Genomic DNA, 26,038 nt, shown 5'->3' with positions numbered 1-26,038 from the left:
ATTCGGAAAAAAACTGCCTTTTTATCTTACCAAAAATAGTTAGAAGTGCAAATTTTTTCTATTGTTACTATGAAAAGAGAGAATTATATGAAAAATGATAAGCAAAACTTTTTAGCTGTTGATGAATTATTACAATTAATATTAGAAGAAATAGATATCGGTATACATGTAGTTGATCAAGATGCAAATACAATGGTGTATAACCGGAAAATAATGGAAATTGAAATGATGAATGAAGAGGATGTCTTACATAAAAATCTTTTAGATGTCTTCACGTTTCAAAAAAACCAATCGAGCACCTTACTTGATGCCCTCCAAAAAGGTAAAGTACGAAAAAATATTAAACAATCTTATTTTAATAATAAAGGAAAAGAAGTTACGACAATCAATGATACTTACCCAATAATGAAAGAAAATAAAATTATTGGAGCGATCGAAATGGTTCGCGACGTGACGGAATTGAAGCAATCTGTGCAAGAAGGTATACTTCAAAACCGAAATACACGTTATACATTTGAACAATTAATCGGAACATCCGAGTCATTTAAAAACATAATAGAAGATGCAAAAAGATCTGCCAAAACTTCTTCCTCCGTATTAATTGTTGGAGAAACTGGAACAGGTAAAGAACTATTCGCTCAAAGTATTCATAATGCCAGCAAAAGAGCAACAAAGCCATTCATTTCTCAAAATTGTGCCGCACTTCCAGAATCCTTAATTGAAAGTATTCTTTTTGGGACAAAAAAAGGAGCATTTACTGGGGCAATTGATAAGCCTGGATTATTTGAAGAGGCAAATGGTGGAACATTACTATTAGATGAAATTAATTCACTTAGCCCTAACTTACAGGCTAAACTTTTAAGGGTTATTCAAGAACGTAAAGTTAGAAGAATAGGTGATATTAACGAAAAAGAATTAGATGTCCGAATTATCGCTACGATCAACGAAGACCCTATTGAAGCAATCGCGAATAATCATTTACGTAAAGACTTATATTATCGTCTAAGTGTCGTATCATTATTTCTACCGCCACTACGTGAACGCTTCGAAGATATATTGTTGTTAGCAAACTTTTTTATTCAAAAATATAATCGTCTTTTTGGCCATCGGGTAACTAACTTAGATGAAAATGTAACAAACTTTTTCCTTAATCATAACTGGCCAGGTAATATACGCGAACTTGAACATATGATTGAAGGTGCAATGAACTTAGTAGAAAATGAAACAACTATATCTGCAACTCATATACCATCTAGGTTTTTTAATGAAAATAGAAATACAAGTACTACTCCAGTCGTTCAACGACAAAAAGACGTTACATTACACGTAGAATCAATAGATGAAAAATCAAATTTAAAAAATACTTTATTGAACAAAGAAAAACATCATATTATGAATGTTTTAAATGAACATAACGGCAACATTACACAGGCTGCAAAACAATTAGGCATCAGTAGACAAAACTTACAATATCGAATTCGTAAGTTTAATTTATTGAATGATTAAATTTTAATAAATAGAAAAATTTGGATTAAATAACTTTAATTTTCAAATTCAGTATAAAATACATTTTGCCCAAACCTTCCACTTTTGTCCTGCATATTTTGGTTATGTAAGACTCATAAGTAAAGGAGGTTTTTTATATGTCGAATGAACATGAGTATCGTCCGCATGGATTTGGTGGCGGTGGCTTTGGACACGGTGGCTTCGGAGGTTTTCATGGAGGATTTGGCGGATTTGGTAGACCTGGATTTGGATTTGGTAGACCTGGATTCGGATTTGGATTTGGACGTCCATTTTTCCGTCCGTTCTTCCGTCCATTTTTTCCATTTTTCCCATTTTGGGGCTTTGGTGGTTATGGTTATGGCTATGGCTATCCTTACTCTTATTGCCCACCAGGTTACTATTGTCCTCCCCCTTATTACTACTATTAATGTAAAAATAAAAAATATAAAAGAGAAGGTTTTTATACCTTCTCTTTTCTTATAATGAGATTGTTGAGTAACTTCCTAAAACTTCTACACTAAAGCCTAAAGCCTCTAATTCTTGCTTTACTCCAGGTAATAATACGTCATCATAGCCCATCTCAACATCAACAATGAAAAAGTAATTTCCTAATCCAGTTTTCGTCGGGCGGGACTCAATTTTTGAAAGGTCAATCTGTCTCCAAGCAAATGCTGAAAGTACTTGGTGAAGCGCACCAGCACGATTCTCCGGCATATTAATAACTAGAGTTGCCTTAGTATGTTTAGGTTCAAAATAATTCGTTTCCAGTTTCGCATCATGTCTTTGTAAAACAATAAATCTCGTGTGATTATATGAATTTGAATGAATATCTGAAGCAACAATTTCTAACCCATATTTCTTTGCAGCAAATTCGTTAGCGATCGCAGCTATACACTCATTAGATTGCTCACTAACCATTTTAGCCGCAGCACTTGTAGAAGTAACTGGTTCTAATTTTGTATATTTATATTGATTATGCAAAAATGTGTGACACTGAGCTAACGCATGAGAATGAGAATAAATCACCTCAATATCTTTTACTCGATGTGCTTGTCCTTTTGCCATCAATAAATGCTGTCTTATCGGTATAATAATTTCACCAACCATTTTTAATGGCTGTTCATGTACAAGATAATCAATTGTTGTAGTCACAGATCCTTCAACCGAATTCTCTATTGGAACGACCACTAAATCAACTTCCCCTTCAGCTACATTATCCATACAAACAGGAATACTAGAATAAGCAATATGTTCATCATTCTTAAAAACAGACCGAACAGCAACATGTGTAAAAGTCGCCTCAGGACCTAAATACCCAACCTTCACGTTCCCACTCCTTTTAATTTTTAATTATACTAAAAAGAGTTAAGATTAAAAGTAAAAAGTTTAATTTTTAGAAATTATCTTACAAATTTCGCAAACACCTGCATTAAAGGCTACTTTGACGAATCTTTAACGTTGTAGGAACAATCACTTTTTTGGCTACTTTCCTACCTAAAAGTCTTTCCATTAATAAATCCACTGCAGATTCACCCATCAATTCAGTGTATACCTTCAAAGTACTTAAACTAGGAAAAAGATATTTTGAAAACACGAAATCATTCATCCCAATTAGATTTACACGCTCTGGCACTGATATTTTTGCTTCATGAAGTGCTCTTAAACATCCGACAGCCATCGTATCACAACCTATTATAAATGCTGTTGGCAAATCTCCACCTTGTTCTCGTATTGCTTTGTTCATCAAATTAAACCCTGCTTCAGCTGTAAATTCACTTAAGTACAGATTCTCTTTTCGAAAGAGCCCCTTTTCCTCTAAATAACTTTTATATGTTTTTACTCGAGAATTAATTTTTTGACCTTGCTTCTTATCATACTCGCGTCCACCAATATATCCGATTTTTTGATGTCCATGCGATATAAAATGATCTAAAACTTTTATAATAGCATTCTCATAATCTGTAACAACAGAATCGTATTTCTCTTCATCTGGTGAAAAATCAACAAAAACGATATTTTTCGATACTTTTTTCAATGAACTAATTTGCTGATCATCAAACTTACCTAATGCAATCACACCAAGTATTTGCTCATCTAACATCCCCTTTTCATTCCCACGAAAAAAAGTAGAAATGTGCAGGGAATTTTGTTCACACTTATTTTCAATTCCAAAACGAATTAGCATATAAAAGAGATCACTTAATTCTTCATTTCCATTATCACCTTTAACAAGTGCGATTTTTGCAATATTCTTTTTTACTTTCGATTTTTTCTTATATGAAAGCTTTTCTGCTGTTTCAAAAATTCTTTGTTTTGTATCGTCACTTACTGATAGTGCTGGGTCATAATTAAGCACTCTTGACACAGTCGCAATCGATACACCTGCTTTTTCGGCAATTTCTTTAATTGTAGTCATTACAACTCTCCTCGTAACCTTCCAATCTGAATTGTTTTCGAAACTATTACTTTAATTTTAACAGTTCAAGGTTGTACGATTATTCATTAAATATGGAGAATTTTTTACATATTTTATTTTCTTTAAATCAAGATCGTATAATTAAGTTTTATTTAAGCAAATTTGAAATATTATAATTTACAGGAGGAGAATTTAATTTTCCGGAGTAATCTTAGTTGTTTTTTACTTGTTGAAAATATTGATGTGGTTTCTCGTTTCTATTCGTATAAAGTTTTTAACATTGTATCTGTTAAAGCTTCAACTGATTTAGTTGAGGATAGTCCGACTTCATTTGGAAGATTACTGTAAATCAGTATGTCCATCCCCCTATTAATACGATACCCTGCTTGTTTTAAATAACTTATCACTTTCTTTAAGTAGCTAGTCCAGTCATGCTTTATTTCGTCACCTAAATCATTTAAAGAAATTTCAATGATTCCTAAATCTTCAAAGTTTAAGGATACTAATTTAATTAATTGTGTCTCTGTTCTAGATAAAAGCACATAAATGCCTAATGATTGTGAAGCATGGTGACCTTTTCCATCAAAGTCTGTAATTTCTTCGATTTCGTCAGTATGGCCAGATACAAAAAAAACGCGTAAATTAGAATGACTGTAATACTGATTGTAAACTGTTACTAAGTCTTTAACATTCATTTCCTTATCACTCCTATAACTAATTTTCCATATTCCCTACCCGCTTTTCGATCAGATAGAAATAGATTTAAACCAAACATTTAATTACCTAACCCTTTATCTCCACTCTAGCCTTATTCCAATTCTTACTTTTAATAGATAACAATCCTACTAGTACTGTGATCACCATACTAGTTTTAAAAGCTACTACCTTGGCGATGGAACATAATAAAGAGAAAAAAGAGTTCTATTAAAAGTATCCTACTCCCCTGGATATTATTGGTCAATAATTAATCCAATTAAAATTTACTAAAATGGAAGGATTTTTTACTTAGTTTTTTATTCTGTCACAATTAATGTTCATATAAGAAAAATAACGAAATTCCCAATTGGTTTAAAGCTTTTTGGGCAGTAGTCCTATTAGATTATTAATAGTAATTTTTTTACATTTTTTACTAGTCAGATCATTTTTAGAGTTATACCTAAATAATAATAGAAATAAAATTCACTAAAAAACTAGAACGTTTACAATACCGCACCAATTTTATTTACTTGTTGAAAGAAATAAGTTTATTACTTTCAGAAAATTTAATAAACTATATATAGAGAGTTCTATTTGATTTAAAAAGAATTAAGAAGTGTAAGACTTACAATTTATTAAAAGGGGGTCTTAATCATGTCAGGGTTTGATGCAGGTTTTGATATTTTTAAAATTATCGCTTTCGTATTTCCAATCATTTTCGTCTTCGTTTTTGCAGGTATATTTTTTGCACTAATAAAAGGATTAAAGCAATGGAATTATAATAATAAACAACCCAAATTAATTGTCCCAGCAAAAATAGTTACTAAAAGAATAGATTATGTTCAGCGTGCTAATACGAACCAGTTCGCTCATTCCTCTACACATTATTATGTTACACTTGAGGTCGAATCTGGAGACAGAATTGAATTTCAAATTGATGGATTCATTTATGGTCAATTAGTAGAAAATGATACAGGAAAGCTAACTTTCCAAGGAACGAGATTCATAAACTTTGAGCGACAATAATTTCTTTTCGGGGTGGAATAATGAATGTTTTCATAAGTGGTGCCACGGGTTTTTTAGGAAAACATACTACTAAAAAATTAAGTGAAATGGGCTATTCCGTTATAGCCTTTGGAAGAAATGAGGAAGCAGCTAAATTTTTCAATAAGATGGAAAATGTCACCTTTGTTAAAGGAGATTTGAATGACCCTGTCTTATTAGAAGAAAAAATAAAGAATGTAGACTATGTAATCCATTGTGCTGCACTTGCAGCACCTTTTGGACGTTTTTCTGAATTTGAAAAAACAAATGTTGAAGGAACAAAGAATATTGTTAAAGCTTCACTTTCAACAGATTTAAAAAAGTTTATTAATATTTCGACCCCGAGTGTGTACTTTACTAGTGAGAGTCGTAAAGATGTTAAAGAAAGTGATCCGCTACCATCAAAACACTCTAATTTCTACGCTAAAACAAAACATATGGCAGATATAATCATTGAAGATGCAATCGAAAAAGGACTACCCGCAATCTCACTAAGACCTAGACAAATTTTTGGTCCCTTCGATCATACGATTTTCGGAAGATTTATACAGATAAATGAAAATGGCGGAATTCCATTAGTTCATAAAGGACAAGTTCTAATGGATTTTACTTATATCGATAATGTCGTCGATATGATTATCGCTTGTATGAATACAGATGATGCCTTTAATGGTAAATACTACAATATTACAAATGATCAACCTATTTATTTAATTGACGTGCTTAAACAGCTCTTCTTAGCCTTAAATAAAGAGTTGAATACAAAAAACATCTCACCAAAACTACTATCATTTATCGCCTTGAATTCAGAAATAATTGCGAGGATTACGAACAAGCCACCAAAGGTTTCCAAGCATATTGCCAACTTCTTAAGCTACGACTATACACTAAACATTGAAAAAATCAAAAATGACTTAAACTATGAACCTAAAGTTTCAATTAGTGAAGGTATTAAGCGTTATGCTGACTGGTACTTAACGACAAATGATCGAAAGTAAGTAAAAACTAAAAACAAGCTAAAGTCACCTAAATTAATTATATTTTAGTGATTTTAGCTTGTTTTTGATCGGACTTATTTGAATCTAGTAAATTTATATTGATTTGGCCATTGATTAGAAGGTCTAGGCGGTTTATTTGTAGTTTTGTCATTTTTATTTGCAGTTTTAGGATTTTTAATTGCAGTTTCGAGGATTTTATTTGCACTTTTACCACTTTTATTTGCAGTTACAGATTTTTTCTACGCACCCAACTAAAGCAATGTTAATATCAATCTCAAACTATCTTATCTTTATAAAAAACTCGATACAAATCTATTTAATAGACGTTTGTATTTCCTTAATATTTAAAGACCATAATCCACTATTTAGAATTGTATCTGCCTCTACTATATTTAAGCGCTCTTTGAATATTGGTCCATCAATTACAAACGTATGATATTCGCCGCTCTCGCCCATTAAACAGATTTCTTTGCTAATGAACAGTTGTTTTAAATCTTTATTTAAGCTCTTACCTACGATTGTAGAATCGAAAATATTCTCTCTTGCCCTACAAATAATTGCATCGTATCCAGTCGCAAGCCATTGGTCCAGTAAATTAGTAGTTTCACTTTTCTTAATCCACACCGGGAACATCGGTTCAAGTCCCGCCTTAGTTGCAACTAGTTCATTCCATTGTCGATCTTCCTCGACATATAAAGTACCAAATGCAATCGCAGAAAGGTCAAATTGATCTTTTATTGTTTTAAGTCCATTAATCATTGACTCCTCGTATTTACCTGCTGAGTCAATCATGACAAGAGGAATTCCCATTGCATCTGCTTGCATTTGCAAGAAATCAAGTGGAGTCCCGTGCGCATGATTCCTCTCATCCTTTTTCGATACCATTGATACTAGACATGCCACTTCATATTTATTTTTAATTAGTAAATCTAATGCTAAACAACAATCCTTCCCACCACTCCAAGAAACTGCTACTCTACGGTTGTTCACTTATATCATTCTCCCTTAACATTAAAGCGATAGAAATAATTAAATTTCCATCCATAGCTTATCAAAAACAAATTTTTAGTTATTAATTTTTTAGTAAACTTTTAACGTATGTCATACCTTTTATTGCATAATCAAACCACTGTTGATCCCCGTATGGAATTTCAACCCATTCTCTCATAGGTTTCCCACCCATTGGGTCAAAGTTTTTTGCTCCGCTTAATTTTAAAGCTGTTGAAACATCTTCTGGCTTTAACTTTACAACAATATTAGGTTCATTATAGAACACAAAAACTTTACCTTGAATTTTTAATCCTTTATGGCCAAAGATACTTCCTTTTGATGCTTCATAGTGATTGATTAATTCCGTTCTTAGGCTTTCAAATCTTACTATTGTATCTTCCATTTTCACCATTCCTTTTTATCTAACGCTTTTCTTAATAAAAATATCTTATTAATGCCAATAACTTATTGATATTATTCAGTGTAATATCATCGTCTATACTAGTATATAGAAGCACCTGATTCAAATTTGGGGAGGTAATCAAATGGCCATCAACTTCCACGATGCACAAAATAATAAGACTTACACAACTAGAGAGGCTGATCAATCTTGGACTCAGTTAATGAGGGATAACATTGATTTTCATGGAAAAGACGCAGTTGATATAGGCTGCGGTGGAGGGATCTATTCGAAAGCTCTCACTAAGTTAAAAGTAAACCACGTTACGGCGGTAGATTTTTCAGAGGAAATGCTTAAAGGAGCTGCTGAAAACTGTATAGACTACAGTAACATTTCTTTTCGTAAAGGAGATGCATATCATACTAAACTTCCATCTTCAAGTTATGATGTAGTTTTGGAAAGAGCTTTAGTCCATCATTTAGATAATTTAAATACCTGTTTCAATGAGGCAAATCGTTTACTAAAAAAGAACGGAATATTAATCGTACAAGACCGGACGCCAGAAGATTGTTTACTTCCTGGAGATGATAGCCATTTACGAGGTTATTTTTTTGACCTTTATCCAAAATTGAAAACGAAAGAAATATCAAGAAGATATGATTCACAAGAAATGCGCACAGCATTAGAATCATCTGGATTTCATATAGAAAATACAGTAAAACTTTGGGAAACAAGACGCATTTATACTGACCTAGAATCACTTCGGAGTGATTTATTACTTAGAACAGGTCGATCAATTCTTCATGAACTCACTGATGAAGAGCTAAATCAATTAGTAAAATTCATCGTTAATAAGCTTCAGCATCAATCTCGTATTATTGAAAAAGATTGCTGGACAGTTTGGTTTGCTAGAAAGAAATAATATTATGGACACAACTCATATTAATAGAAACGCTTAGTCTACTTCTAAGCGTTTTTACATTTTTGCATTAAAGTTTTACCATTTTAAAAATATAATCAATTATCCATTCACTTTACGTTCTTAAGGCTCAACCTTTGGTAGTTTAATTGTTACTTTTGTTCCTTCATCAACGCTACTCTCGAAAGTGATTGTTCCATTCATTGCTTCAATGATTCGAACAGAAACTGTGGTCCCTACGCCAGTTCCCTTTTCTTTCGTTGAATAGAAAAGTGTACCAATACGTGAAAGCTGTTCTTTAGTCATTCCTTTTCCATTATCTCTAATCGTAATAACTGTTTTATCTTTTTCTTCGTGTAGCTTCGTATGTACATATCCCCCTGAGCTAGTTGCCTCAATTGCATTTTTAATTAGGTTTATTAGTGCTTGTTTAAATTGATTTTTATCTGTATTGATAAATGTTTCGACTTCTGTATCCCCTTTTAATTTAACATTTTGCTTTAATGCTAAAGGAACTAATAAGGTGACTACATCTGAAACACATTGCTTTAAATTAAACGTTTCTACTTTTTCAAATTGTGGTTTTGCAAAGTTTAAATAATCATTAATGATTCCTTCTGCTCTACCTAATTCGCTTAATACTAGTGGCAAATATTCCATAGACTGATTGTCTTTGCTTTCTTGCATTAATTGTAGGAAACCTTTAACAACTGTAAGTGGATTCCTAACTTCATGAGCAATAGAAGCTGCCATTTCACTTAACGTATTAAGTTTCTCAGCTCTTTGTATTTCTTTATGTAGTATTTTATTTTCAATTAGTGTTTCAATCAGTTTTGCTCCTAAAGTAATTGCGATTAACTCTATAACAATAAAAATCAAAACTAACCCAAATAGTCTGTAATCGCTTTTAAAACTAATCTTATTTACGATTAAAAAAGTAAATAAGATTCCTAGTTGAACTAAAGCAGGCCATAAACTAATAAGCGCTGTTGCTAATATTCTCTGTTTAGGTTTAAATGTCCAAAACCATTTGAATAAAATTAAAGACCCTAGTGAGGATAAGGTAATACTGATGATACCAAATATGGTAGCGTCTCCACCTAAAATTAATCTAGCTAATAAGATCGCTAAAAAAGTCACGATCCCCCAGCGATAACCGCAATAAAGAAACGCAATCGTTAGTGGGATATATCTTAAATCCCAAAATAACCCATATGCTGGATATGGAAAGGCCATGCAAAAAAATCCGGCTACAGCCTGAAACATGCCAAAAAGATAAATTTTATCTTTATAGCCATGCCTTTCATAAATAATACTGTATATTAATATTGGACTTAATATGATTAAAACATGTAGCAAAAGTTTTTCGATTAACACGTTTTTATCCTCACTAGATTCGAAATTTTCGAAATATAACTAACATAAATATAATACGACAATAATTCCAAAAATCCTTTATTTTACCCTAATAACACACACTATTTTTCATATTCTGTCGATTAATATTTTTATAATTTATAGATAGTGAAAAAGGTGCGTTTATAAGTTTAAACATTTATACTAGAAGTACCTTACCACTATCGTATGAAAGGGATCACTATGAATAAAAGAATCGTATTAAATATTATTTTGGTTATGATTTTCTTTTTCCTAATTAATTTTTACATAGGTATTAATGGATGGATTTATATTAATGCTTTACTAAGTAAATGGATGAATCCAACAATAAAAGTAATCTATTGGATTGTATTTCTGTTAATAACTTTTGCGTACATTCTTTCAAGAGTTTTAAAAAGTAAGCTTCCTACATCATTCTTTAAACCGATCCATAAAATTGGAGCATACTGGTTAGCCATCTTTTATTATTTAATTTTCTTTGTCATCGTTGCTGATTTAGTTGGACTGATTTTAAGAGAATTTACATCTTTCAAAACAAGTAGTATAACTGTGATACTTGGAACAATTGTCATATTATGTGTCGCAAGCCTTATCGCAAAAGGTAGAAAAAGTGCACTAGACACACAAATTGTACATTATGACATCAATGTTGAAAAAACAAATGAAAAGTATAAAGAACTATCAATTGTACTAGTTTCAGATTTACATTTAAGCACATTAGTCACGAATAAAAGATTAGCGTTTCTTGTTGAAAAGATTAATAAGCTTTCCCCTGATTTAGTCTTAATTGCTGGAGATATAATTGATGAAGATATTACTCCATTTGTTGAGGAAAATATGATTCAAACGTTGAAAAAGTTAAAGCCAAAAATTGGTACATACGCAGTACCTGGTAATCATGATTATTATGGTGGACATTTAGATTTACTTGCCAAGCATTTAAAGGATGCTGGAATTCATATTTTATTAGATGAAAAAGAACTCGTTGAGAACAATTTCTATATCGTTGGACGTAAAGACCTTGCAAGTAAAAAACGCTTAGATTTACATGAACTATTTGAAGGAATCGATCATACTAAACCAATTATCTTACTTGATCATCAACCCTATCATTTAGAAATTCCAACACAATTAGGCGTAGATTTACAAGTGTCTGGCCATACACATCGTGGACAGTTTATGCCAAATCACTTAATTACCCGTCGACTTTATGAAATTGATTGGGGCTATTTACAAAAAGAACGCTCACACTTTGTCGTTTCATCAGGATTTGGAACTTGGGGACCTCCAATTAGAACAGGTAACCCTTCTGAGATTGTAACGATCACTGTTTCATTTTCTAATTAATTTAAATTAAGAGACCAAAAAAACACTTTTTTGGTCTTTTTTTAATTAATTTTGTCATAATTTATCTATAAATAATTTTCTGAAAAGTGTAAAATATTATTGAAAGTTTCTTTTCAGAACGGAGATTGAAGCATGAAAAATACAGAGTACTACAACAAAAGGAGCCGTCGAATTTATATTTTCTTTATGGCTTCAATCACTTCCTTATTATTAGTAGGAATTACACTCTCTCCTTTAACTTTTAAGGATCATCCAATTGAACTTATTATTCAAATTATCTTAATGTTCATTGTTATTTTTGCTTTATTCAATTTTATTAAAAGAGATAATACTTTTTCGAAAGTATTATTTACGACCATTTCATCATTATATGTGTATATTAAATTTTGGACATACCCAGACACATCAACAATGTATAGTTTTGTAGCAATCGTTCCAATTTTCACGATTTTTTTATATAATCGGATAGCATTTTATATCGGTTGGGCATTAAATATAATAATTGGCCCTACTTTTGTATTACTAATCTCATTCACCGATCTAAAAGAAAAATATTCTTATATAGCATTAGACCCTATCGGCAATATATTAGAATTCCTTTCCATACAATTAATACTCTTATTTGTATTTTTGCAAACAGAGACGAAGGTAATAGCTTTAGAAGCCAATTACAAGGAAATACAACAAGCGAAACAATTAAATTCGATTGGTCAACTAGCTGCAACGATTGCACATGAAATTCGTAATCCAATTACCGTCGTAAAAGGTTTTGCACAACTTTTTCAAAAAACAAAAACAATGAACCCAGACGAAAAATACTACGTAGATGCAATGCTAAAAGAATTAGAATACGCTCAAATTATTATTAATGATTATTTATCACTAGCAAAACCTCAAACTGAAACGCTACAAGTTGTAGAAGTAAATAAAGAAATATTGAAGGTAACTGATTTGCTTGCCTCCATGGCAAATATCCAAAGCATCGGTTTCCATTTAAACTTAAACCAAATACTTTATACAAAAATAAATCCAATTGAATTTAAACAAGTTCTCGTTAACTTGATGAAAAACGCAATCGAATCGATGCATGATGCCGGTTTAATAACGATCAATCTCTTACAAGAAAATGAATATGCACTTATTGAAATCATAGACACAGGAATTGGAATGTCCCAAGAAACAGTTGATAAGCTCGGCACTCCCTTCTACTCACTAAAAGAAAGAGGCACAGGGATTGGGCTAACAGTTTGCTTCAATATAATCGAAAAGTTTAAAGGTAAAATTAAAGTAAGTAGTAAAGAAAATGAAGGATCCATATTTCGGATTTATTTACCTATTTGGCAAGGTGAAAATAACTGAAGAAATACCACAAACTTGAACTTTTTTTCAATGGGTCAACATTAAAAAAATAGTTAGATGGTTCATTTATTTGTAATTAACTTTCTCATATCAGGCACAAGAATACCGTTAAATTGATCATTATAAAAGAACAAAAAACTCACAAAAAAGTGAGTTTTTTTGTTGTACTCATATTAAAAATCCTTTGCAGTTTCCTTAGCTTTTTGAATTGCTTGTTCTTTAATTTCTTGTGCTCGGTCTGGGAATTGATTTTGACCTTCTACAAAAATTCCATTAAAGTCTTGAACACCTAAGAAGCCCATTATCACTCCAATATAACGATGTCCCATTTCTAGACCTGCAGCTGGTCCTTCTGAATAAACTCCTCCACGTGCCTGGATATGCAATGCTTTTTTACCACCTAATAATCCTTGAGGACCATTAGAAGTATATTTGAAAGTTTTACCAGCAACGCAAATTGCATCAATATAGTTTTTCATAATTGGAGGGAATAAAAAGTTCCATAAAGGTGTTACAAATACATATTTATCTGCTTCAGCAAATTGAGTAACAATCTCATTTAGTCTGCCTACTTTTGACTGCTCTCCTGAAGAAAGTGTATCAAAAGATCCTCCAGATTGAAGTTTCCCCCAGCCTGCAAACACTTCAGCATCAATATGAGGAATCGTTTCATTATAAAGGTCAATATGTACTACTTGGTCATTAGGATGTGCAGCTTTATAACTCTCGATAAAAGCATCACCAACCGCCATACTGTACGAAGTAGACTTATCGTGAGGATGTGCTGTGATATACAATAGTGTCGTCAAACGTATTTCCACCTTTCATTCTTTACCTTAATTAAAAGCACGATATTATCATCTGTCATTTCTAACTAAACAATACAAATATTTATAAAAAAAACTTTACTCGAATGGTAAAGGTTTTTACATAGTGTTGAAATATAACATGATCAATAGAGTAAACGGACATTAACTGTCATTTGAAATTATCATCTTTTAAGATGAACTATTAAAGGTTTTAAGTGTTAATATGTTTGATCAATTTTATGTTTGCAATAACACTAGAAATCGTTTTTTCAGAAGTTAAAAAATTATGAACTAATTTTTAGAAAAACAATTTCAATTGATTAGTTTGATTAATGTTTGATATCAATTGACCTACTAACACTGATTAATTAACTATTGTTAGGTTACTCTAAGTAAAGGCTATTTGATTAGCATATATTGCAGACTTTTTTCGATGAATAAGTTGATTGGATCGGAGGGGTGCTCGACTCCTATGGGATTAGCGGGAAGGCTGAGACCCCGCAGGCTTGCCGAGGAGGCTAAAGAATCTCGCCCCATGGAAAGCGAGCATCCTGTAGTGGAAATCAACATCACTCTACTCCTTTTACAAAAATTTGGTAATTTTCTTGACAAGGTTGTTTTCAACAGCTAAAAAACCTTTACTCCATTGGTAAAGGTTTTTGTGTATAGACAAAGTCCAAAAAATAAATTTTAGAACTCAATTATTATTTCGCTTTAAAAATCCCAAAAGGTTTCCCTACAGGTAAAAATTCTCTTCCAAAGTGACTATTTAAAACAGCTGCAGCCGATCCATAAAATGACATAATTGCTATTCCTAATTCACTATATGCTGCAAAAGTATGAGTAGCTTCTTCCATAAAGCCTAATGTACTTAATGATAACCCAATAAATAAACAATCAATTAATACAAAAATAATAAATAATACCTTATGAGTTTCCATTGCACCGATTGTCATAAAAATTGAAAAGATTAAATATCCTACAAAAGCAAAACCAAGTTGCTTAACATCAGCCGCTTTCATTAATGCTTCTCCAAAAACACCTAATTGGATTAACCAAGTAGTACCAACAGCTAACCAAAAGAATGCATATGCTCCAAATGCTGTTGCTCCAAATACATTATTATGTTTAAAATCCTGGATACTCGCAAATAATTGTGCAATAGCACCTAAAAATATCGCCCACGGTAATACTAATGAAACACCATCAGTAATTCCTAATTTTTGTGTTGAGGCAACAAGCGTTACCATCGCTAAACCGAATAAACCAATTGCAGATGGATCTGCAGTAGTTATTTTAATTTGTTGTTCTTTCATTGATGTAAATCCTCCTAAAATTTTAAACAGACTAAACTATACTACTATAAAATTTCAGGGATTAATATAGCTTTTTTTCGCTTTTAAATAAGAAAGCACTTTCTTTTAAAAAGAAAGCGGTTTTTTCCAAAAATTACTTTTTATGTCGTTTTGCATAACCGCATCTTTTGCATAATTCTTCCACTGCACATCGTCTTGAGAAGCCATCATAGATTGCTCGTGCACGCTCAGAATTTAAAATATCTTCTAATGATGTCTCATAAATATTCCCTAATGGAATCTTCCCTTCGCTATCTAAACAACATGGTACTACTGTTCCATCAACTAATACACCGATCTGATCTCTTAAACCATAGCAGAATACATTTTCATCGATAATATCATTACCCATGTCTGGCCATTGGAACTTTTCTGCCATATTTAAATAAATTTTATCGCGTAGTTTAATATTATGTGTTTCCTGAAGTCTTTCACTTAAAGAAAAATCTAAATTTAATTTTTCCTCAAGTAAATTTAATATATCAATATTCAGTGAGTTACTTGCTCTTAACTCTTCACTATCCATATTCCAAAGCCTAATTGCACAAATCATATCGCTTTTTTCATTCGCTTCATTAATGAAATTCGTAATATTTTCAACGTAATCGTGCAAATCCTTCGTTAAATCATTCGCCTCAAAACTATGAAGTGAAAAATTGATTTGTCTTAAACCTTTGGATTCAATTAATAAATCCTTTACCTTATTAATTAACGTACCATTCGTTGTTATGTTAACCTTCAAACCATTTTCATGACTAATATCCAAAAATCTACCGAGCTTGGTATTTAAAAAGGGCTCACCCATCAAATGAAAATAAATATGATCCGTATAAGGTTTAACCGAATTTACAACATGAGTAAATGCTTTCTCATCCAAAAACTTCAACGGTCTCTCCAACGTTGGGCTTGGACAAAAATTACACTTCAAATTACATATATTTGTAATCTCTATATAAACTTTCTTAAATTTTCTCATTCTACTCTCCTAATTTAATTTATCTATATCCACATATCTCGTTCTAAAAAAACTCTAATCCTATCATACAATAATTTTTAAGATATTAATATTTCAACACTCTGTTCAATTTTTACCAACCGAACAGAATTGTAATCATTCTAAAACTTCATGATATTGTTTAAATTTTATAATTATAGATTCAGTTTAATCATAATTATTTTATTATAATTAAACTAGGCAATTGAATAGCATAGGGGAATTGGTTTTATCTTCTTTTCTACGCATTTTTGTAGAAAGGAGGTGCTGCCAATGCAAACACTTGAAATACTTACTCTAATCTTCATCGCAATGACTTTTGTCGTTGCATTGATCCAATTAGTAGTTAGTATTATAAACGCAACAAAAAAGAAATAGCCCCTATGCTTTTGCTCGGCATGGGCTACTTCTTAGAACTTACAAGATAAAACCATCTCGGCTTATTAAGTTGCCTAGAACGGGTGTAACAGCACTCGTTCTTTTTTAATATATGTTTATTATATCATACGATTCTTTAGATATACTTTGAGCGCATGAATTTTTTGTTAAATATAAGAAAATTCTTATATCGCTTTTCGTTGCATTGATCCAATTAGTAGTTAGTATTATAAACGCAACAAAAAAGAAATAGCCCCTATACTTTGACTGGGCATGGGCTACTTCTTAGAAAATTTCATAGATAAAACCATCTCGGCTTATTTAATTGCCTAGAACAAGTGTTACAGCACTCGTCCTTAATGATAATTTATCATAGTTTTTAATCGAAATTTATAAAGTATATGTTATTTGTGTGAATTGATAATATTTTACAATTCCAATCAGTTTTATTAGCATTCAATCGACAATTTTCCATATTTCCCGAGAAATTTCCTACCCAAGTTTTGACAAAATCAAAGTTTTTTTAAATAAAATTTGTTGACAGTTGTTTGTAATCTGTAATATTATTTGTTCATCGCAAAACAAACTAGTTTGATTTTATAAAAATTACAGCATTGAACATATTTGAAAATTTAATTTTAAAAGCATTGATGAGAAATAGTAAAAGTATTAAGTTCTTAAACAGAGAGTTCCCGGTTGGTGCGAGGGGCGTAAGACAATATTTTGAACACATCTCTGAGCTGAGCACCGAACCCTTTTTGGTAGTAGACTGTTTCCGGATTCCCTGCACCCGTTATCGTGCTAGAGTATAGCTTAATTGCTGCACTTGAAGAGGTTGGTATCGTGAGGTATCAATAAATAGAGGTGGAACCACGTGAGTAATACTCCCGTCCTCTAGCTATTCATATAGCTAGAGGACGGGAGTTTTTTGTTTTTCAAGAATATTTTAAGGGAGAGAGTAAAATGAATAAAAAATTAATGTCAGCAATTATCATTTGTATGATTTCAATATTAGTAGTGACTGGGTGTGGAAAAGAAAAACGAAATGCAAACGAAGTAGTCATTGGATTAGATGATACTTTTGTACCAATGGGTTTTAAAGATGATAAAGGTAAGGTTGTAGGTTTTGATATTGATTTAGCAAAAGAAGTATTTAAACGTGAAAATATAAAAGTAACTTTCCAACCAATTGATTGGTCAATGAAAGAGACTGAATTAAAATCAGGAAATATTGATGCAATTTGGAACGGCTATTCAATTACAGATGAGCGTAAGAAAAAAGTAAACTTCTCAGATGCATATTTAAAAAATAGACAAGTTATTATCACCCTAGCAAATTCAAAAATAAAATCAAAATCAGATTTAAAAGGTAAAAATGTTGGGATTCAAGAAGGATCAAGTTCTTTAGATGCAGTTAATAAAGAGAAAAACTTAGTAAAATCATTTAACGGTAGTAAACCAGTATTATATGAAAATAACAACCAAGCTTTAATGGACTTAGAATCAAAACGTCTAGATGTGGTTGTAGCGGATGAAACATTAGCTAGATATTACATGAACAAAAGAGGCCAAAACAAATACAAAATTTTAGAAGATAACTTTGGTGAAGAAGAGTATGGAATTGGCGTTAGAAAAGATGATTCTGATTTACTTAAAAAAATTAACAAACAAATTAGTGCTATGAAAAAAGATGGTACTTACGACAAAATTTATAAAAAATGGTTCGGTACATTGAAATAAAAAGGAGCTTACGATCATGGAACAAATTACATCTTTATTACCTTCCATGCTTGATGGATTAAAAGTAACGCTAGAGGTTTTCTTAATTACTCTAGCGTTAGCAATTCCACTTGGAATCATCATTGCACTTGGAAGACTTTCGAATATTACAGCAATCAAATCAATTATTAGTTCTTATATTTTATTAATGCGTGGTACACCTCTACTTTTACAATTAATCTTTATCTTTTTTGGTTTACCATTAGTCGGAATTGTCTTTGACCGTTTTACAACAGTTATTATTGCATTTGTACTGAATTATGCAGCTTATTTTGGTGAAATATTCAGAGCTGGTATTCAATCAGTTGATAAAGGTCAATATGAAGCAGCAGAGGTTTTAGGCTTGAGTCGCAGTCAAACTTTTAAAAGAATTATTTTGCCTCAAATGACAAAGAAAGTATTACCTCCTGTTTCAAACGAAGTAATTACACTTATAAAAGATTCAGCTCTTGTATATGTTGTTGGTCTTGATGATATGCTTCGTGTAGCTAAAATCGCATCTAATACAAGCGCATCACTACTGCCTCTTGTTTTCGTTGGTATTATTTATCTACTGTTAACAGCAATATTAACAAATTTATTTAAACGATTAGAAAATCGATATTCATATTATAAATAAGGAGAGACTAAATATGTTAAAAGTAAATAACTTAACAAAACAGTTTAATAAACAAACCGTATTAAATGAAGTCTCTTTTGAAGTTAATAAAGGAGAAATCGTTACTCTACTAGGACAATCAGGAGCAGGTAAAACGACAATACTTCGTTGTATAAATGGCTTAGAAAACTTCGATGGCGGATCAATTGAAATAGATGGTCAAATGATAAAATCTAAAAAAGATCTTTTAAAAGTAAGAAAAAACGTCGGACTGGTTTTTCAAAACTATAATTTATTCCCACATAAAACAGTAATTGAAAATATTATTGAAGCCCCTACTCTTGTACTAGGTATGAATAAAGAAGAAGCTAAAAAAAGAGCAATAGATTTATTAAAACAAGTTGGTCTTAGTGATAAAGCAAATTCATTACCAAACGAGTTATCCGGTGGCCAGCAGCAACGTGTAGCGATCGCTAGAGCTTGTGCACTAGAGCCAAAAATTCTTTGCTTTGATGAACCTACTTCAGCACTAGATCCTGAACTAACGAACGGAATAGCAGAGATTATGAAAAAATTAGCAAAAGAAGGTATGAGCATTCTAGTCATTACTCATGACATGGAATTCGCAAATAATGTTTCAACTCGTACGCTACTTGTAAAAGAAGGAAAAGTTTTAGAAAGTGCATGAATGTAGCGGGAACAAGGTTATATTTTAAACTATTTGCTTAGATTCACCCTTTTTACTAATAAAACTTTATAATACAAACGTATTACTATGTAAAATCGACTTCATTTTAGGTGAATTTAGCATGTTATTTGCAGATTCACCTTTTTTATTTGCAGTTTTGACATTTTTAATTGCAGTTTCACTTAATTTAACTGTAGTTTTGCCTTTTTTATTTGCAGTACCATCCGTTTATTTGAAGTTTTCCTTTTTTTAATTGCAGTTTCACCTTTTTTATTTGCAACCTTTCCCTTATTAAAGTTTCCAACAGCCTATTTAGCGATATATCAACATAGAAAAAGACGCCTAAATAAAAAATGTTGGCGCCCCCACTCTACTCATTATTCAATGAAAAAATTTACTAATAAAAGATAATCCCATAATAAAAGCTACAATAAAACACAAAAGCACAAGCCGCTTTTCATGTTTATTAGAAGAGTGCATTTCATCTCCCCCACTTTACTTTTTGCCTTGAACATACTCCGCATCAAATAAAAATAGTTTAAATAGGAACAATAGCGATGGAACTAATAGTAGTAACCCTAAGACAAATACAGTTACTAGCATGGTACCGGATGTTTGATTAGTGTATCCATTGTATATCGTAATATATGGATCTAATATATATGGCAAGTGCGCCGCCCCGTAGCCGAAAAAAGCAAAGAAGAATTGGAGCATTACAAATATAAAGGCTGTACCGTAATTTCGTTTTAGTAAAATTAATGAAGATGCTATTAAAAAACAAATTAATGATAATAAAAACATCCACCAATAATGATTAACTATATTTTGATAAAACCTATTATTATTATCTCTTAATCCAACAAAAACAAGAAAACTTGATAGGATTGTAGGAGCGGTCCAATATAAAGCATATTGTCTTAATATTTCCAGTGCACTTTCATCTTTCGCTTTACTTGCGTAATAGGTTAAAAATGTTGCACTAATATATAAGACTGAGATGATTGCAATGATTACTACACTCCAAGAGTATAAACTTGTTAATAAGTTTTTAGCTAAAAATTGAACGACTCCGTTTTTTTCAACTATATACCCTCCTCCAGAAATGGTCAGAACCGTACAAAGTGAAGCGGGAATCAATAGGCCAGTCGCTCCATATAAAAATAAATAAACCTTGTTTTTCTTTGATCCATAGTTAGAAAATGCATAAAATGAACCTCTAATTGCCAATAGGACTAGTGAAATACTCCCTGGGATTAAAAGAGCCGTTCCATAGTAAAATGCAACACTTGGAAAGAAACCTATAATGCCAACAAAGAAAAATACAAAAAATACATTCGTTATCTCCCAAACAGGTGATAAATATCTACTAATCAAATTATTTATTAAGTGATCTTTTTTCGTTACTTTTCCATAATAAGCAAAGAATCCAGCACCGAAGTCAATTGATGCAATAATGATATATCCATATAGAAATATCCATAAAACGATTATTCCTAATAACTCAATATTCAATGTTCACCCTCCAATTCATGGCTTTGTTCAAATTCAAGTAATACTCTTTCAAGCTACAACATTTACTTATTCGTAACTTACCGAGAGTTTTTTGATTGAAATTTATCAGAGCCTATTTTTTTAAACGATATTGAAGTTCATCTTCGGGTGGATTATGGATGAACATTTTTCGAATAACGATTGTACAAAAGACTCCTAAAAAAACATACAATACAAAAAATAACCAAAACATACTACCTAGTCCTTGGGCAGTTGTGGCTCCCTCTGAAACCTTCATATATCCTCTTAATATCCATGGTTGGCGGCCAATTTCAGCAATCATCCATCCAAGTTCGATATTGATCATCGCTAATGGGCCAGTCAGCGCTAGTCCACGTAAAAGCCATTTATTATGCATCCAATTTTTCTTTTTAATAGAAAACACAACAAATATGAAGGTCATCGAAATAATTAAGCCGACAAATGTCATCTTAATATCAAATAAATAATGTATGAACAAAGGTGGCGTCTCATCTTTTGGAAATTCATTTAATCCAGTTACTGGTGCATTAAAATCTGAGAAAGATAAAAAGCTTAACAGTTTAGGAATTCGAATTTCATATTTTACTTCATGTGTTTTATCATCTAGTGTTCCGAATAAGACAAAATCTGCCCCTCTTTCTGTCTCAAAATGCCATTCAATTGCTGCTAGTTTTTCTGGCTGATATTTAGCAAGGAATTTTGCTGAAACATCTCCTGTGACACCTGTTAAAACGGCAAAAATTAATCCTAATGTTGCTGCTAATCGAAGCCCTTTTCGTGTGTATTCCGTATTCTTCCCTCTCAATAATTGAATAGCGGCAATTGACGTTAAAATAAGAGCAGATGCAACATATGCAGTAACAATTACATGTAATGTTTTAGAAGGAGCAGCTGGATTAAACATAGCGGCAATCGGATCGACAGTTTTAATTATTCCATTTTTCAAAGTAAAACCTTGTGGAGTATTCATAAACGCATTTACCGTAGTGATAAAAAATGCCGACAAAGTTGAACCTAATATAACAGGTAAAATGATCAACCAATGGTAAATAGGTTTTTTAAATCGGTCCCAAGTGTATAAATAAATCCCTAGGAATATTGCTTCAAAAAAGAAAGCGAATGTTTCCATAAACAATGGAAAACTAATTGCTTGACCCGCGATTCTCATAAAGCTCGGCCATAATAAGGATAGTTGTAGACCAATACATGTTCCAGTTACTACTCCAACTGCAACGGTAATTGTGTAACCTCTTGCCCATCTTCTTGCCATTAATGTGTAATGTGGATCCTTTTTTAAGATTCCTAACCCTTCTGCAATTGCGATCATTAAGGGTATTCCTACACCAATTGTTGCAAAAATAATGTGAAATACTAGTGTCATACTTGTTAGTAATCTACTGAGTGTGACATTATCCAAGTCCATTACGAATCCCCCCTATAATGTAATATCTTATTGTCTAATGTAATTAATTATTCTAATCAAACGACCGATAATGTTACGATTTTATGAACACAATCAGTAAAATTGCATTTTAATTTGTATCTATAAAAGTATGTTCCTATAACAATAAAGGTATACGGTATTTCTGAAGGGAAAACAAATAACCACAAGGAATCCCCTTGTGGCTTCAGACTGTTGACAAACGCTCGCTTTCTTCGTTACTTCGCCTGTCTGCGGTGCTCATTACCGTTTAGGGTAACTCCGCTCCTCACCAGGCTTCGCGCCTCGAAAGACAAGCGCTTGCAATCAGTCTGAAAATCAAGTTTAAAGTACTTTGTCTACACACTGTAACCACAAGGAATTCCCTTGTGGTTTTTTCAAATTAATTGACTAAACGGACTATACGTTTCTTTCTCCATGAAAATTTATAATATAAAAAGTTTAATCCAAGCCCAACTATAAAAGCTGCCGGGTAACCAAACCAAATTCCTTTCATTCCGAGACTTGTGTAATGAGATAAAAGATAGGCTACAGGTACTTCAATACACCATATTACAAATATACTAATAAGAGTTGGCCACAGTACTGCTCCACTAGCTCGCATTGTAGACGATAAAATAAATGAATGTCCGAGTATTAAATATCCCCATAACGTAATCATTAATAAACTATTCGCAATTTGTACAGTACTATCATTCGTTAGAAATAAACTTAAAATAGGCTTTGAGAAAAAATAAGTGAGTAATACTACTATGCCACCTAGCACATAGTTAAGTAATAATCCTATTTTAATAACTTGGTTTAATCGATTAACCTGATTTGCTCCTATTGACTGAGCAGCAAAAATTGATACTGCGATTCCAATACAAATAGATGGCATTTGAACATAACTTACTAACTGATTTACTACCCCATAGGATGCAGTAGCATCTGAGCCATATTGATTAACAAAAGTAATAACGGCAATCTCAGAAATCGAAAGAAATACCATATTAATACTGGTTGGAATACCTAGTTTTAAAATTAGTTTTAAAAGTTTTGGGTCCATCTTCAAATAGTTTCTTATTGAAGTATCAAGTCGTAGGGGATGATTGGTTTTGTGTAAGTATATGAATAGAACTATACTTGTCAGAACCGTTGAACCTACTGATGCATATGCTGCCCCATATATTCCTAACTTCGGTATACCTACCCAACCAAATACTAATGGCGGTAAAAGTGCAACATTTAAAACTGTACTTAATATAAGAAAATAAAATGGTGTTTTCGAATCTCCAATACCTCTCATTAGAGTTGTATATACCATATAGATAAATAGCACGGGAATCGACCAAAATAAAATAGAAGCATAATGTGTACTTACATGAAGAATATTTTCAGGAGTTCCTATTAAACTCAAAAGTTTTTCAATAAAAATATTGCCGATTATCGCAAGTACTACAGAGAGGATAAGAGTAAAAGTAAGAGTCGTTCCAACAATAGCTTTTACTTTTTCTTCAAGCTTTGCACCATGTGCCTGACCGATTAAAATTGAACTACCAGAGCCAATTCCAATAATAAATGATACTAAAAAGAAAAAGATCGGAAAGAAAGCTGAAATTGCAGCTAAAGCATTTTCCCCTAACCAATTTCCTACTATAATCATGCTAAAAACCTGGCCAATAGACTGCATAATATTACTTAAAAGTAATGGAATTAAAAACATAATCATTGGGCGTAATAAAGTAAATTTTACTTTTTTTTGCTCCTGAGGATTAATCTCTGATGTAATCAAGTTTGATCACCCTTGCTACTATATGTGTTATATCCTCTTTCACCATATGGTTGAAGTTTTTCTAACCATTTTCCCTCTAGTCTTTTTAGATCTCCCTTTATACCTAATGGACTAATATCTTCTTCCTTTAAAATTTCTAATTCCTCAAATATAAATGACTCTTTACCATATTCATTCCATTCTTGTTGCAGAGCTTTATTTGTACAAGACCCTGCCTCTAATTCAAATTTCTTTCCATTAATTGTTTTTAAATTTTTAGTACTTACTATAAATACTTTTTGATTTTTTATATTTTTAATTTGATAAATACCTGCTTGAACTTTCGTTTCTTTATATTGCATTTTTAATTCTTTTTTTCTACTCATTTTTACCAACCTTTCTTTTCCTAAGCTTTTAACCAATAACTACTTCCATCCGACTTTCGATCAATAAAGCCATATTCAATTAAGTATCTTCTTAACACGACATAATCAGGGTAAATAGCTGTCAGAACTTCATTAATCTCTTTTTCTGTATAAGTTTTATTTGGTGAAAATCTTTTAACGATTTCTCTTAGAACAACAAGTTTTTGTTTTTCTTTTAAAGGAAATTTTTTTAATGATCCATCTATGCCTTCTGGAAAGTATTTTTTTAAGGTTTTTTCCATTTCATCTTCCGTAATGTTATAGCGTTCATCGACCATTTTTGCTGTTTTATGAAGTGGTAAAAAACTTGGCGCATGCTGATCCTTTTCTTTTAAAAGCTCCATCATGACAAGAAATAATTTTGCTTGTCTTTCCTTTTCCTTTAAAACAAACCGATGATTCCTAATCGTAGAAGCGCTTCCGATACCAGTTTCTTTTTGAATATCTGTATCACTCTTCCCTTGATAAAAAAGACGTAGAAGATGATTTTGATGCTCAGTTAATCCTGTTAGCTTTTTATCCAGTTGGATTAAATAATCGAAAACAGAGTCATGACTTTGATCTATATGAACTTTCATGTATTTTTCGGCTTCATATAAAATGCCTGAATCTTGATAGATAATTCCTTTTTCAATTCTTTTACTACATAGTAAACATAAATAATGATTTTCCTCTTCGATATATCCTTGTTTTAATTCTTCTATATCGGCATTCCAAAAAACATCTAAATTTTCCACTTAATAAACACAACCCTTTTTTGTTTATTACTTACCAAACATTAATTATAAATGTTTATTTATTTACAAACATAATATGTTATTGTTTGCAAAATGTCAATTTTACTAATCAATAACTTAAGTTGTTTATACTTATATAATTCATAAAATAAAGTATGTCTAAAACGTCCATTTAAAATGTTGGAACAGTTAATTTACAAAAAAAAGCACCTAAAAGGTACTTTTTTCCTAATAAGGTGCCATTTCAATCAATTAAAAATTTTAAATTGATTCTTTCTATCCTTTTCAACCTTATTCTCTTATTCCATAGGGACTAATTTCAAATCTTCAATTGACAATTTATTACAGTACTTTACAATTAAAATGTAAGGTAAATTTAATATTCGACACATTTTAATCGAATTAAAAAAACTGTCCTCAATAGGGATAATCTTTACTAATTATTTTCCTTTTAGATTAATATATTTTAAGAAAA

General features: G+C 31.6%; 27 protein-coding genes and 1 other annotated feature. Of the genes, 13 read left to right on the top strand and 14 right to left on the bottom strand.

The window, feature by feature from the left end; translation table 11 throughout:
• Positions 1-87 precede the first annotated feature (87 nt).
• Positions 88-1,506 carry a sigma-54 interaction domain-containing protein gene (locus BM319_RS12480; protein ID WP_091022920.1) on the top strand — a complete coding sequence of 473 codons (1,419 nt, stop codon included), beginning with the start codon at positions 88-90 and terminating at the stop codon, positions 1,504-1,506.
• A 137-nt stretch (positions 1,507-1,643) separates the two neighbouring features.
• Positions 1,644-1,934, top strand: coding sequence for a hypothetical protein (locus tag BM319_RS12475; RefSeq protein WP_025569077.1), 291 nt, complete (start codon positions 1,644-1,646; stop codon positions 1,932-1,934).
• Positions 1,935-1,983: 49 nt separating this feature from the next.
• Here the strand turns inward: BM319_RS12475 and pheA are convergent, their stop codons facing one another.
• The 3 genes from pheA to BM319_RS12460 form a co-directional block, all read right to left on the bottom strand.
• The gene (pheA, locus tag BM319_RS12470; protein ID WP_091022918.1) at positions 1,984-2,832 is read right to left on the bottom strand and encodes a prephenate dehydratase; all 849 of its coding nucleotides are present in this window, start codon (positions 2,830-2,832) and stop codon (positions 1,984-1,986) included.
• A 103-nt stretch (positions 2,833-2,935) separates the two neighbouring features.
• On the bottom strand, positions 2,936-3,922 hold the full coding sequence (locus BM319_RS12465; protein ID WP_069032743.1) for a LacI family DNA-binding transcriptional regulator: 987 nt from the start codon (positions 3,920-3,922) through the stop codon (positions 2,936-2,938).
• A 257-nt stretch (positions 3,923-4,179) separates the two neighbouring features.
• A complete protein-coding gene (locus BM319_RS12460; RefSeq protein WP_025569141.1) occupies positions 4,180-4,617 on the bottom strand; it encodes a galactokinase in 438 nt (145 codons plus the stop codon).
• Positions 4,618-5,272: 655 nt separating this feature from the next.
• On the opposite strand from BM319_RS12460, the gene BM319_RS12455 reads away from it, so the two are divergent.
• Entirely contained in the window at positions 5,273-5,644 is a 372-nt protein-coding gene (locus BM319_RS12455) for a DUF2500 domain-containing protein (RefSeq protein ID WP_025569142.1), read from the top strand.
• Between the two features lie 20 nt (positions 5,645-5,664).
• Positions 5,665-6,660, top strand: coding sequence for an NAD-dependent epimerase/dehydratase family protein (locus BM319_RS12450; RefSeq protein ID WP_091022916.1), 996 nt, complete (start codon positions 5,665-5,667; stop codon positions 6,658-6,660).
• Between the two features lie 312 nt (positions 6,661-6,972).
• Here the strand turns inward: BM319_RS12450 and BM319_RS12445 are convergent, their stop codons facing one another.
• Together BM319_RS12445 and BM319_RS12440 are read right to left on the bottom strand one after the other, a co-directional pair.
• Positions 6,973-7,650, bottom strand: a complete 678-nt coding sequence (locus tag BM319_RS12445; RefSeq protein WP_025569145.1) for a Dph6-related ATP pyrophosphatase — start codon at positions 7,648-7,650, stop codon at positions 6,973-6,975.
• 82 nt (positions 7,651-7,732) lie between these two features.
• Positions 7,733-8,053, bottom strand: coding sequence for a hypothetical protein (locus tag BM319_RS12440; RefSeq protein WP_025569146.1), 321 nt, complete (start codon positions 8,051-8,053; stop codon positions 7,733-7,735).
• Positions 8,054-8,195: 142 nt separating this feature from the next.
• Between BM319_RS12440 and BM319_RS12435 the strand changes: the two genes are divergently transcribed.
• Positions 8,196-8,972 carry a class I SAM-dependent methyltransferase gene (locus BM319_RS12435; RefSeq protein ID WP_091022914.1) on the top strand — a complete coding sequence of 259 codons (777 nt, stop codon included), beginning with the start codon at positions 8,196-8,198 and terminating at the stop codon, positions 8,970-8,972.
• 120 nt (positions 8,973-9,092) lie between these two features.
• Here BM319_RS12435 and BM319_RS12430 read toward each other — a convergent pair whose 3' ends face one another.
• A complete protein-coding gene (locus tag BM319_RS12430) occupies positions 9,093-10,346 on the bottom strand; it encodes an ATP-binding protein (RefSeq protein WP_091022912.1) in 1,254 nt (417 codons plus the stop codon).
• Positions 10,347-10,568: 222 nt separating this feature from the next.
• Here BM319_RS12430 and BM319_RS12425 point away from each other — a divergent pair, with 222 nt between their 5' ends.
• The gene (locus BM319_RS12425) at positions 10,569-11,714 is read left to right on the top strand and encodes a metallophosphoesterase (protein WP_175495608.1); all 1,146 of its coding nucleotides are present in this window, start codon (positions 10,569-10,571) and stop codon (positions 11,712-11,714) included.
• A gap of 132 nt (positions 11,715-11,846) precedes the next feature.
• Positions 11,847-13,073: an ATP-binding protein gene (locus BM319_RS12420; RefSeq protein ID WP_091022908.1), complete on the top strand. Its 1,227-nt coding sequence runs from the start codon at positions 11,847-11,849 to the stop codon at positions 13,071-13,073.
• A 173-nt stretch (positions 13,074-13,246) separates the two neighbouring features.
• Here the strand turns inward: BM319_RS12420 and BM319_RS12415 are convergent, their stop codons facing one another.
• A complete protein-coding gene (locus BM319_RS12415) occupies positions 13,247-13,882 on the bottom strand; it encodes an FMN-dependent NADH-azoreductase (RefSeq protein ID WP_069032735.1) in 636 nt (211 codons plus the stop codon).
• A 472-nt stretch (positions 13,883-14,354) separates the two neighbouring features.
• Here BM319_RS12415 and BM319_RS24370 point away from each other — a divergent pair, with 472 nt between their 5' ends.
• Complete coding sequence (locus tag BM319_RS24370) at positions 14,355-14,513, top strand: hypothetical protein (RefSeq protein ID WP_286143751.1); 159 nt, start codon at positions 14,355-14,357, stop codon at positions 14,511-14,513.
• Positions 14,514-14,586: 73 nt separating this feature from the next.
• Here BM319_RS24370 and BM319_RS12410 read toward each other — a convergent pair whose 3' ends face one another.
• Positions 14,587-15,198, bottom strand: coding sequence for an acetate uptake transporter (locus tag BM319_RS12410; protein WP_069032734.1), 612 nt, complete (start codon positions 15,196-15,198; stop codon positions 14,587-14,589).
• 133 nt (positions 15,199-15,331) lie between these two features.
• The gene (locus BM319_RS12405) at positions 15,332-16,213 is read right to left on the bottom strand and encodes a radical SAM/SPASM domain-containing protein (protein WP_091022907.1); all 882 of its coding nucleotides are present in this window, start codon (positions 16,211-16,213) and stop codon (positions 15,332-15,334) included.
• A gap of 291 nt (positions 16,214-16,504) precedes the next feature.
• On the opposite strand from BM319_RS12405, the gene BM319_RS25325 reads away from it, so the two are divergent.
• The 5 genes from BM319_RS25325 (at position 16,505) to BM319_RS25095 (ending at position 19,927) form a co-directional block, all read left to right on the top strand.
• A complete protein-coding gene (locus BM319_RS25325) occupies positions 16,505-16,609 on the top strand; it encodes a putative holin-like toxin (protein WP_483295410.1) in 105 nt (34 codons plus the stop codon).
• Between the two features lie 638 nt (positions 16,610-17,247).
• Positions 17,248-17,507 (top strand) — a binding site (T-box leader).
• A 65-nt stretch (positions 17,508-17,572) separates the two neighbouring features.
• Complete coding sequence (locus tag BM319_RS12400; protein ID WP_091022904.1) at positions 17,573-18,349, top strand: amino acid ABC transporter substrate-binding protein; 777 nt, start codon at positions 17,573-17,575, stop codon at positions 18,347-18,349.
• 16 nt (positions 18,350-18,365) lie between these two features.
• On the top strand, positions 18,366-19,007 hold the full coding sequence (locus BM319_RS12395) for an amino acid ABC transporter permease (RefSeq protein WP_069032731.1): 642 nt from the start codon (positions 18,366-18,368) through the stop codon (positions 19,005-19,007).
• 13 nt (positions 19,008-19,020) lie between these two features.
• Positions 19,021-19,674 (top strand): amino acid ABC transporter ATP-binding protein, encoded by a 654-nt coding sequence (locus tag BM319_RS12390; protein ID WP_025569212.1) that lies wholly within the window; start codon positions 19,021-19,023, stop codon positions 19,672-19,674.
• 121 nt (positions 19,675-19,795) lie between these two features.
• Positions 19,796-19,927, top strand: coding sequence for a hypothetical protein (locus BM319_RS25095; RefSeq protein ID WP_286143748.1), 132 nt, complete (start codon positions 19,796-19,798; stop codon positions 19,925-19,927).
• 242 nt (positions 19,928-20,169) lie between these two features.
• On the opposite strand, the gene BM319_RS12385 is transcribed toward BM319_RS25095, so the two are convergent.
• The 5 genes from BM319_RS12385 to BM319_RS12365 form a co-directional block, all read right to left on the bottom strand.
• A complete protein-coding gene (locus BM319_RS12385) occupies positions 20,170-21,186 on the bottom strand; it encodes a cytochrome d ubiquinol oxidase subunit II (RefSeq protein WP_025569211.1) in 1,017 nt (338 codons plus the stop codon).
• A 112-nt stretch (positions 21,187-21,298) separates the two neighbouring features.
• Positions 21,299-22,630, bottom strand: coding sequence for a cytochrome ubiquinol oxidase subunit I (locus BM319_RS12380; protein ID WP_069032729.1), 1,332 nt, complete (start codon positions 22,628-22,630; stop codon positions 21,299-21,301).
• A gap of 400 nt (positions 22,631-23,030) precedes the next feature.
• The gene (locus tag BM319_RS12375; RefSeq protein WP_084006785.1) at positions 23,031-24,359 is read right to left on the bottom strand and encodes an MATE family efflux transporter; all 1,329 of its coding nucleotides are present in this window, start codon (positions 24,357-24,359) and stop codon (positions 23,031-23,033) included.
• A 59-nt stretch (positions 24,360-24,418) separates the two neighbouring features.
• Positions 24,419-24,787: a GIY-YIG nuclease family protein gene (locus tag BM319_RS12370; RefSeq protein ID WP_091023218.1), complete on the bottom strand. Its 369-nt coding sequence runs from the start codon at positions 24,785-24,787 to the stop codon at positions 24,419-24,421.
• Positions 24,788-24,807: 20 nt separating this feature from the next.
• On the bottom strand, positions 24,808-25,563 hold the full coding sequence (locus BM319_RS12365) for a DUF2087 domain-containing protein (protein ID WP_069032728.1): 756 nt from the start codon (positions 25,561-25,563) through the stop codon (positions 24,808-24,810).
• Between the last annotated feature and the right edge of the window lie 475 nt (positions 25,564-26,038).

Source organism: Bacillus sp. UNCCL81 (assembly GCF_900112535.1).
Lineage (GTDB): Bacteria > Bacillota > Bacilli > Bacillales > Bacillaceae_G > Gottfriedia > Gottfriedia luciferensis_B.
This window is presented reverse-complemented; position numbering and strand designations above follow the sequence as displayed.

Excerpts from the sequence above, each read along its gene's own strand:
- BM319_RS12480 (WP_091022920.1), top strand. The coding sequence starts at position 88 with ATGAAAAATGATAAGCAAAACTTTTTAGCTGTTGATGAATTATTACAA.
- BM319_RS12380 (WP_069032729.1), bottom strand. The coding sequence starts at position 22,630 with ATGGACTTGGATAATGTCACACTCAGTAGATTACTAACAAGTATGACA.
- BM319_RS12440 (WP_025569146.1), bottom strand. The coding sequence starts at position 8,053 with ATGGAAGATACAATAGTAAGATTTGAAAGCCTAAGAACGGAATTAATC.
- BM319_RS25095 (WP_286143748.1), top strand. The coding sequence starts at position 19,796 with ATGTTATTTGCAGATTCACCTTTTTTATTTGCAGTTTTGACATTTTTA.
- BM319_RS12455 (WP_025569142.1), top strand. The coding sequence starts at position 5,273 with ATGTCAGGGTTTGATGCAGGTTTTGATATTTTTAAAATTATCGCTTTC.
- BM319_RS12420 (WP_091022908.1), top strand. The coding sequence starts at position 11,847 with ATGAAAAATACAGAGTACTACAACAAAAGGAGCCGTCGAATTTATATT.
- BM319_RS12410 (WP_069032734.1), bottom strand. The coding sequence starts at position 15,198 with ATGAAAGAACAACAAATTAAAATAACTACTGCAGATCCATCTGCAATT.
- BM319_RS12400 (WP_091022904.1), top strand. The coding sequence starts at position 17,573 with ATGAATAAAAAATTAATGTCAGCAATTATCATTTGTATGATTTCAATA.
- BM319_RS24370 (WP_286143751.1), top strand. The coding sequence starts at position 14,355 with ATGGGATTAGCGGGAAGGCTGAGACCCCGCAGGCTTGCCGAGGAGGCT.
- BM319_RS12435 (WP_091022914.1), top strand. The coding sequence starts at position 8,196 with ATGGCCATCAACTTCCACGATGCACAAAATAATAAGACTTACACAACT.
- BM319_RS12390 (WP_025569212.1), top strand. The coding sequence starts at position 19,021 with ATGTTAAAAGTAAATAACTTAACAAAACAGTTTAATAAACAAACCGTA.
- BM319_RS25325 (WP_483295410.1), top strand. The coding sequence starts at position 16,505 with ATGCAAACACTTGAAATACTTACTCTAATCTTCATCGCAATGACTTTT.
- BM319_RS12450 (WP_091022916.1), top strand. The coding sequence starts at position 5,665 with ATGAATGTTTTCATAAGTGGTGCCACGGGTTTTTTAGGAAAACATACT.
- BM319_RS12475 (WP_025569077.1), top strand. The coding sequence starts at position 1,644 with ATGTCGAATGAACATGAGTATCGTCCGCATGGATTTGGTGGCGGTGGC.
- BM319_RS12405 (WP_091022907.1), bottom strand. The coding sequence starts at position 16,213 with ATGAGAAAATTTAAGAAAGTTTATATAGAGATTACAAATATATGTAAT.
- BM319_RS12375 (WP_084006785.1), bottom strand. The coding sequence starts at position 24,359 with ATGATTATGTTTTTAATTCCATTACTTTTAAGTAATATTATGCAGTCT.
- BM319_RS12460 (WP_025569141.1), bottom strand. The coding sequence starts at position 4,617 with ATGAATGTTAAAGACTTAGTAACAGTTTACAATCAGTATTACAGTCAT.
- BM319_RS12425 (WP_175495608.1), top strand. The coding sequence starts at position 10,569 with ATGAATAAAAGAATCGTATTAAATATTATTTTGGTTATGATTTTCTTT.
- BM319_RS12465 (WP_069032743.1), bottom strand. The coding sequence starts at position 3,922 with ATGACTACAATTAAAGAAATTGCCGAAAAAGCAGGTGTATCGATTGCG.
- BM319_RS12395 (WP_069032731.1), top strand. The coding sequence starts at position 18,366 with ATGGAACAAATTACATCTTTATTACCTTCCATGCTTGATGGATTAAAA.
- BM319_RS12370 (WP_091023218.1), bottom strand. The coding sequence starts at position 24,787 with ATGAGTAGAAAAAAAGAATTAAAAATGCAATATAAAGAAACGAAAGTT.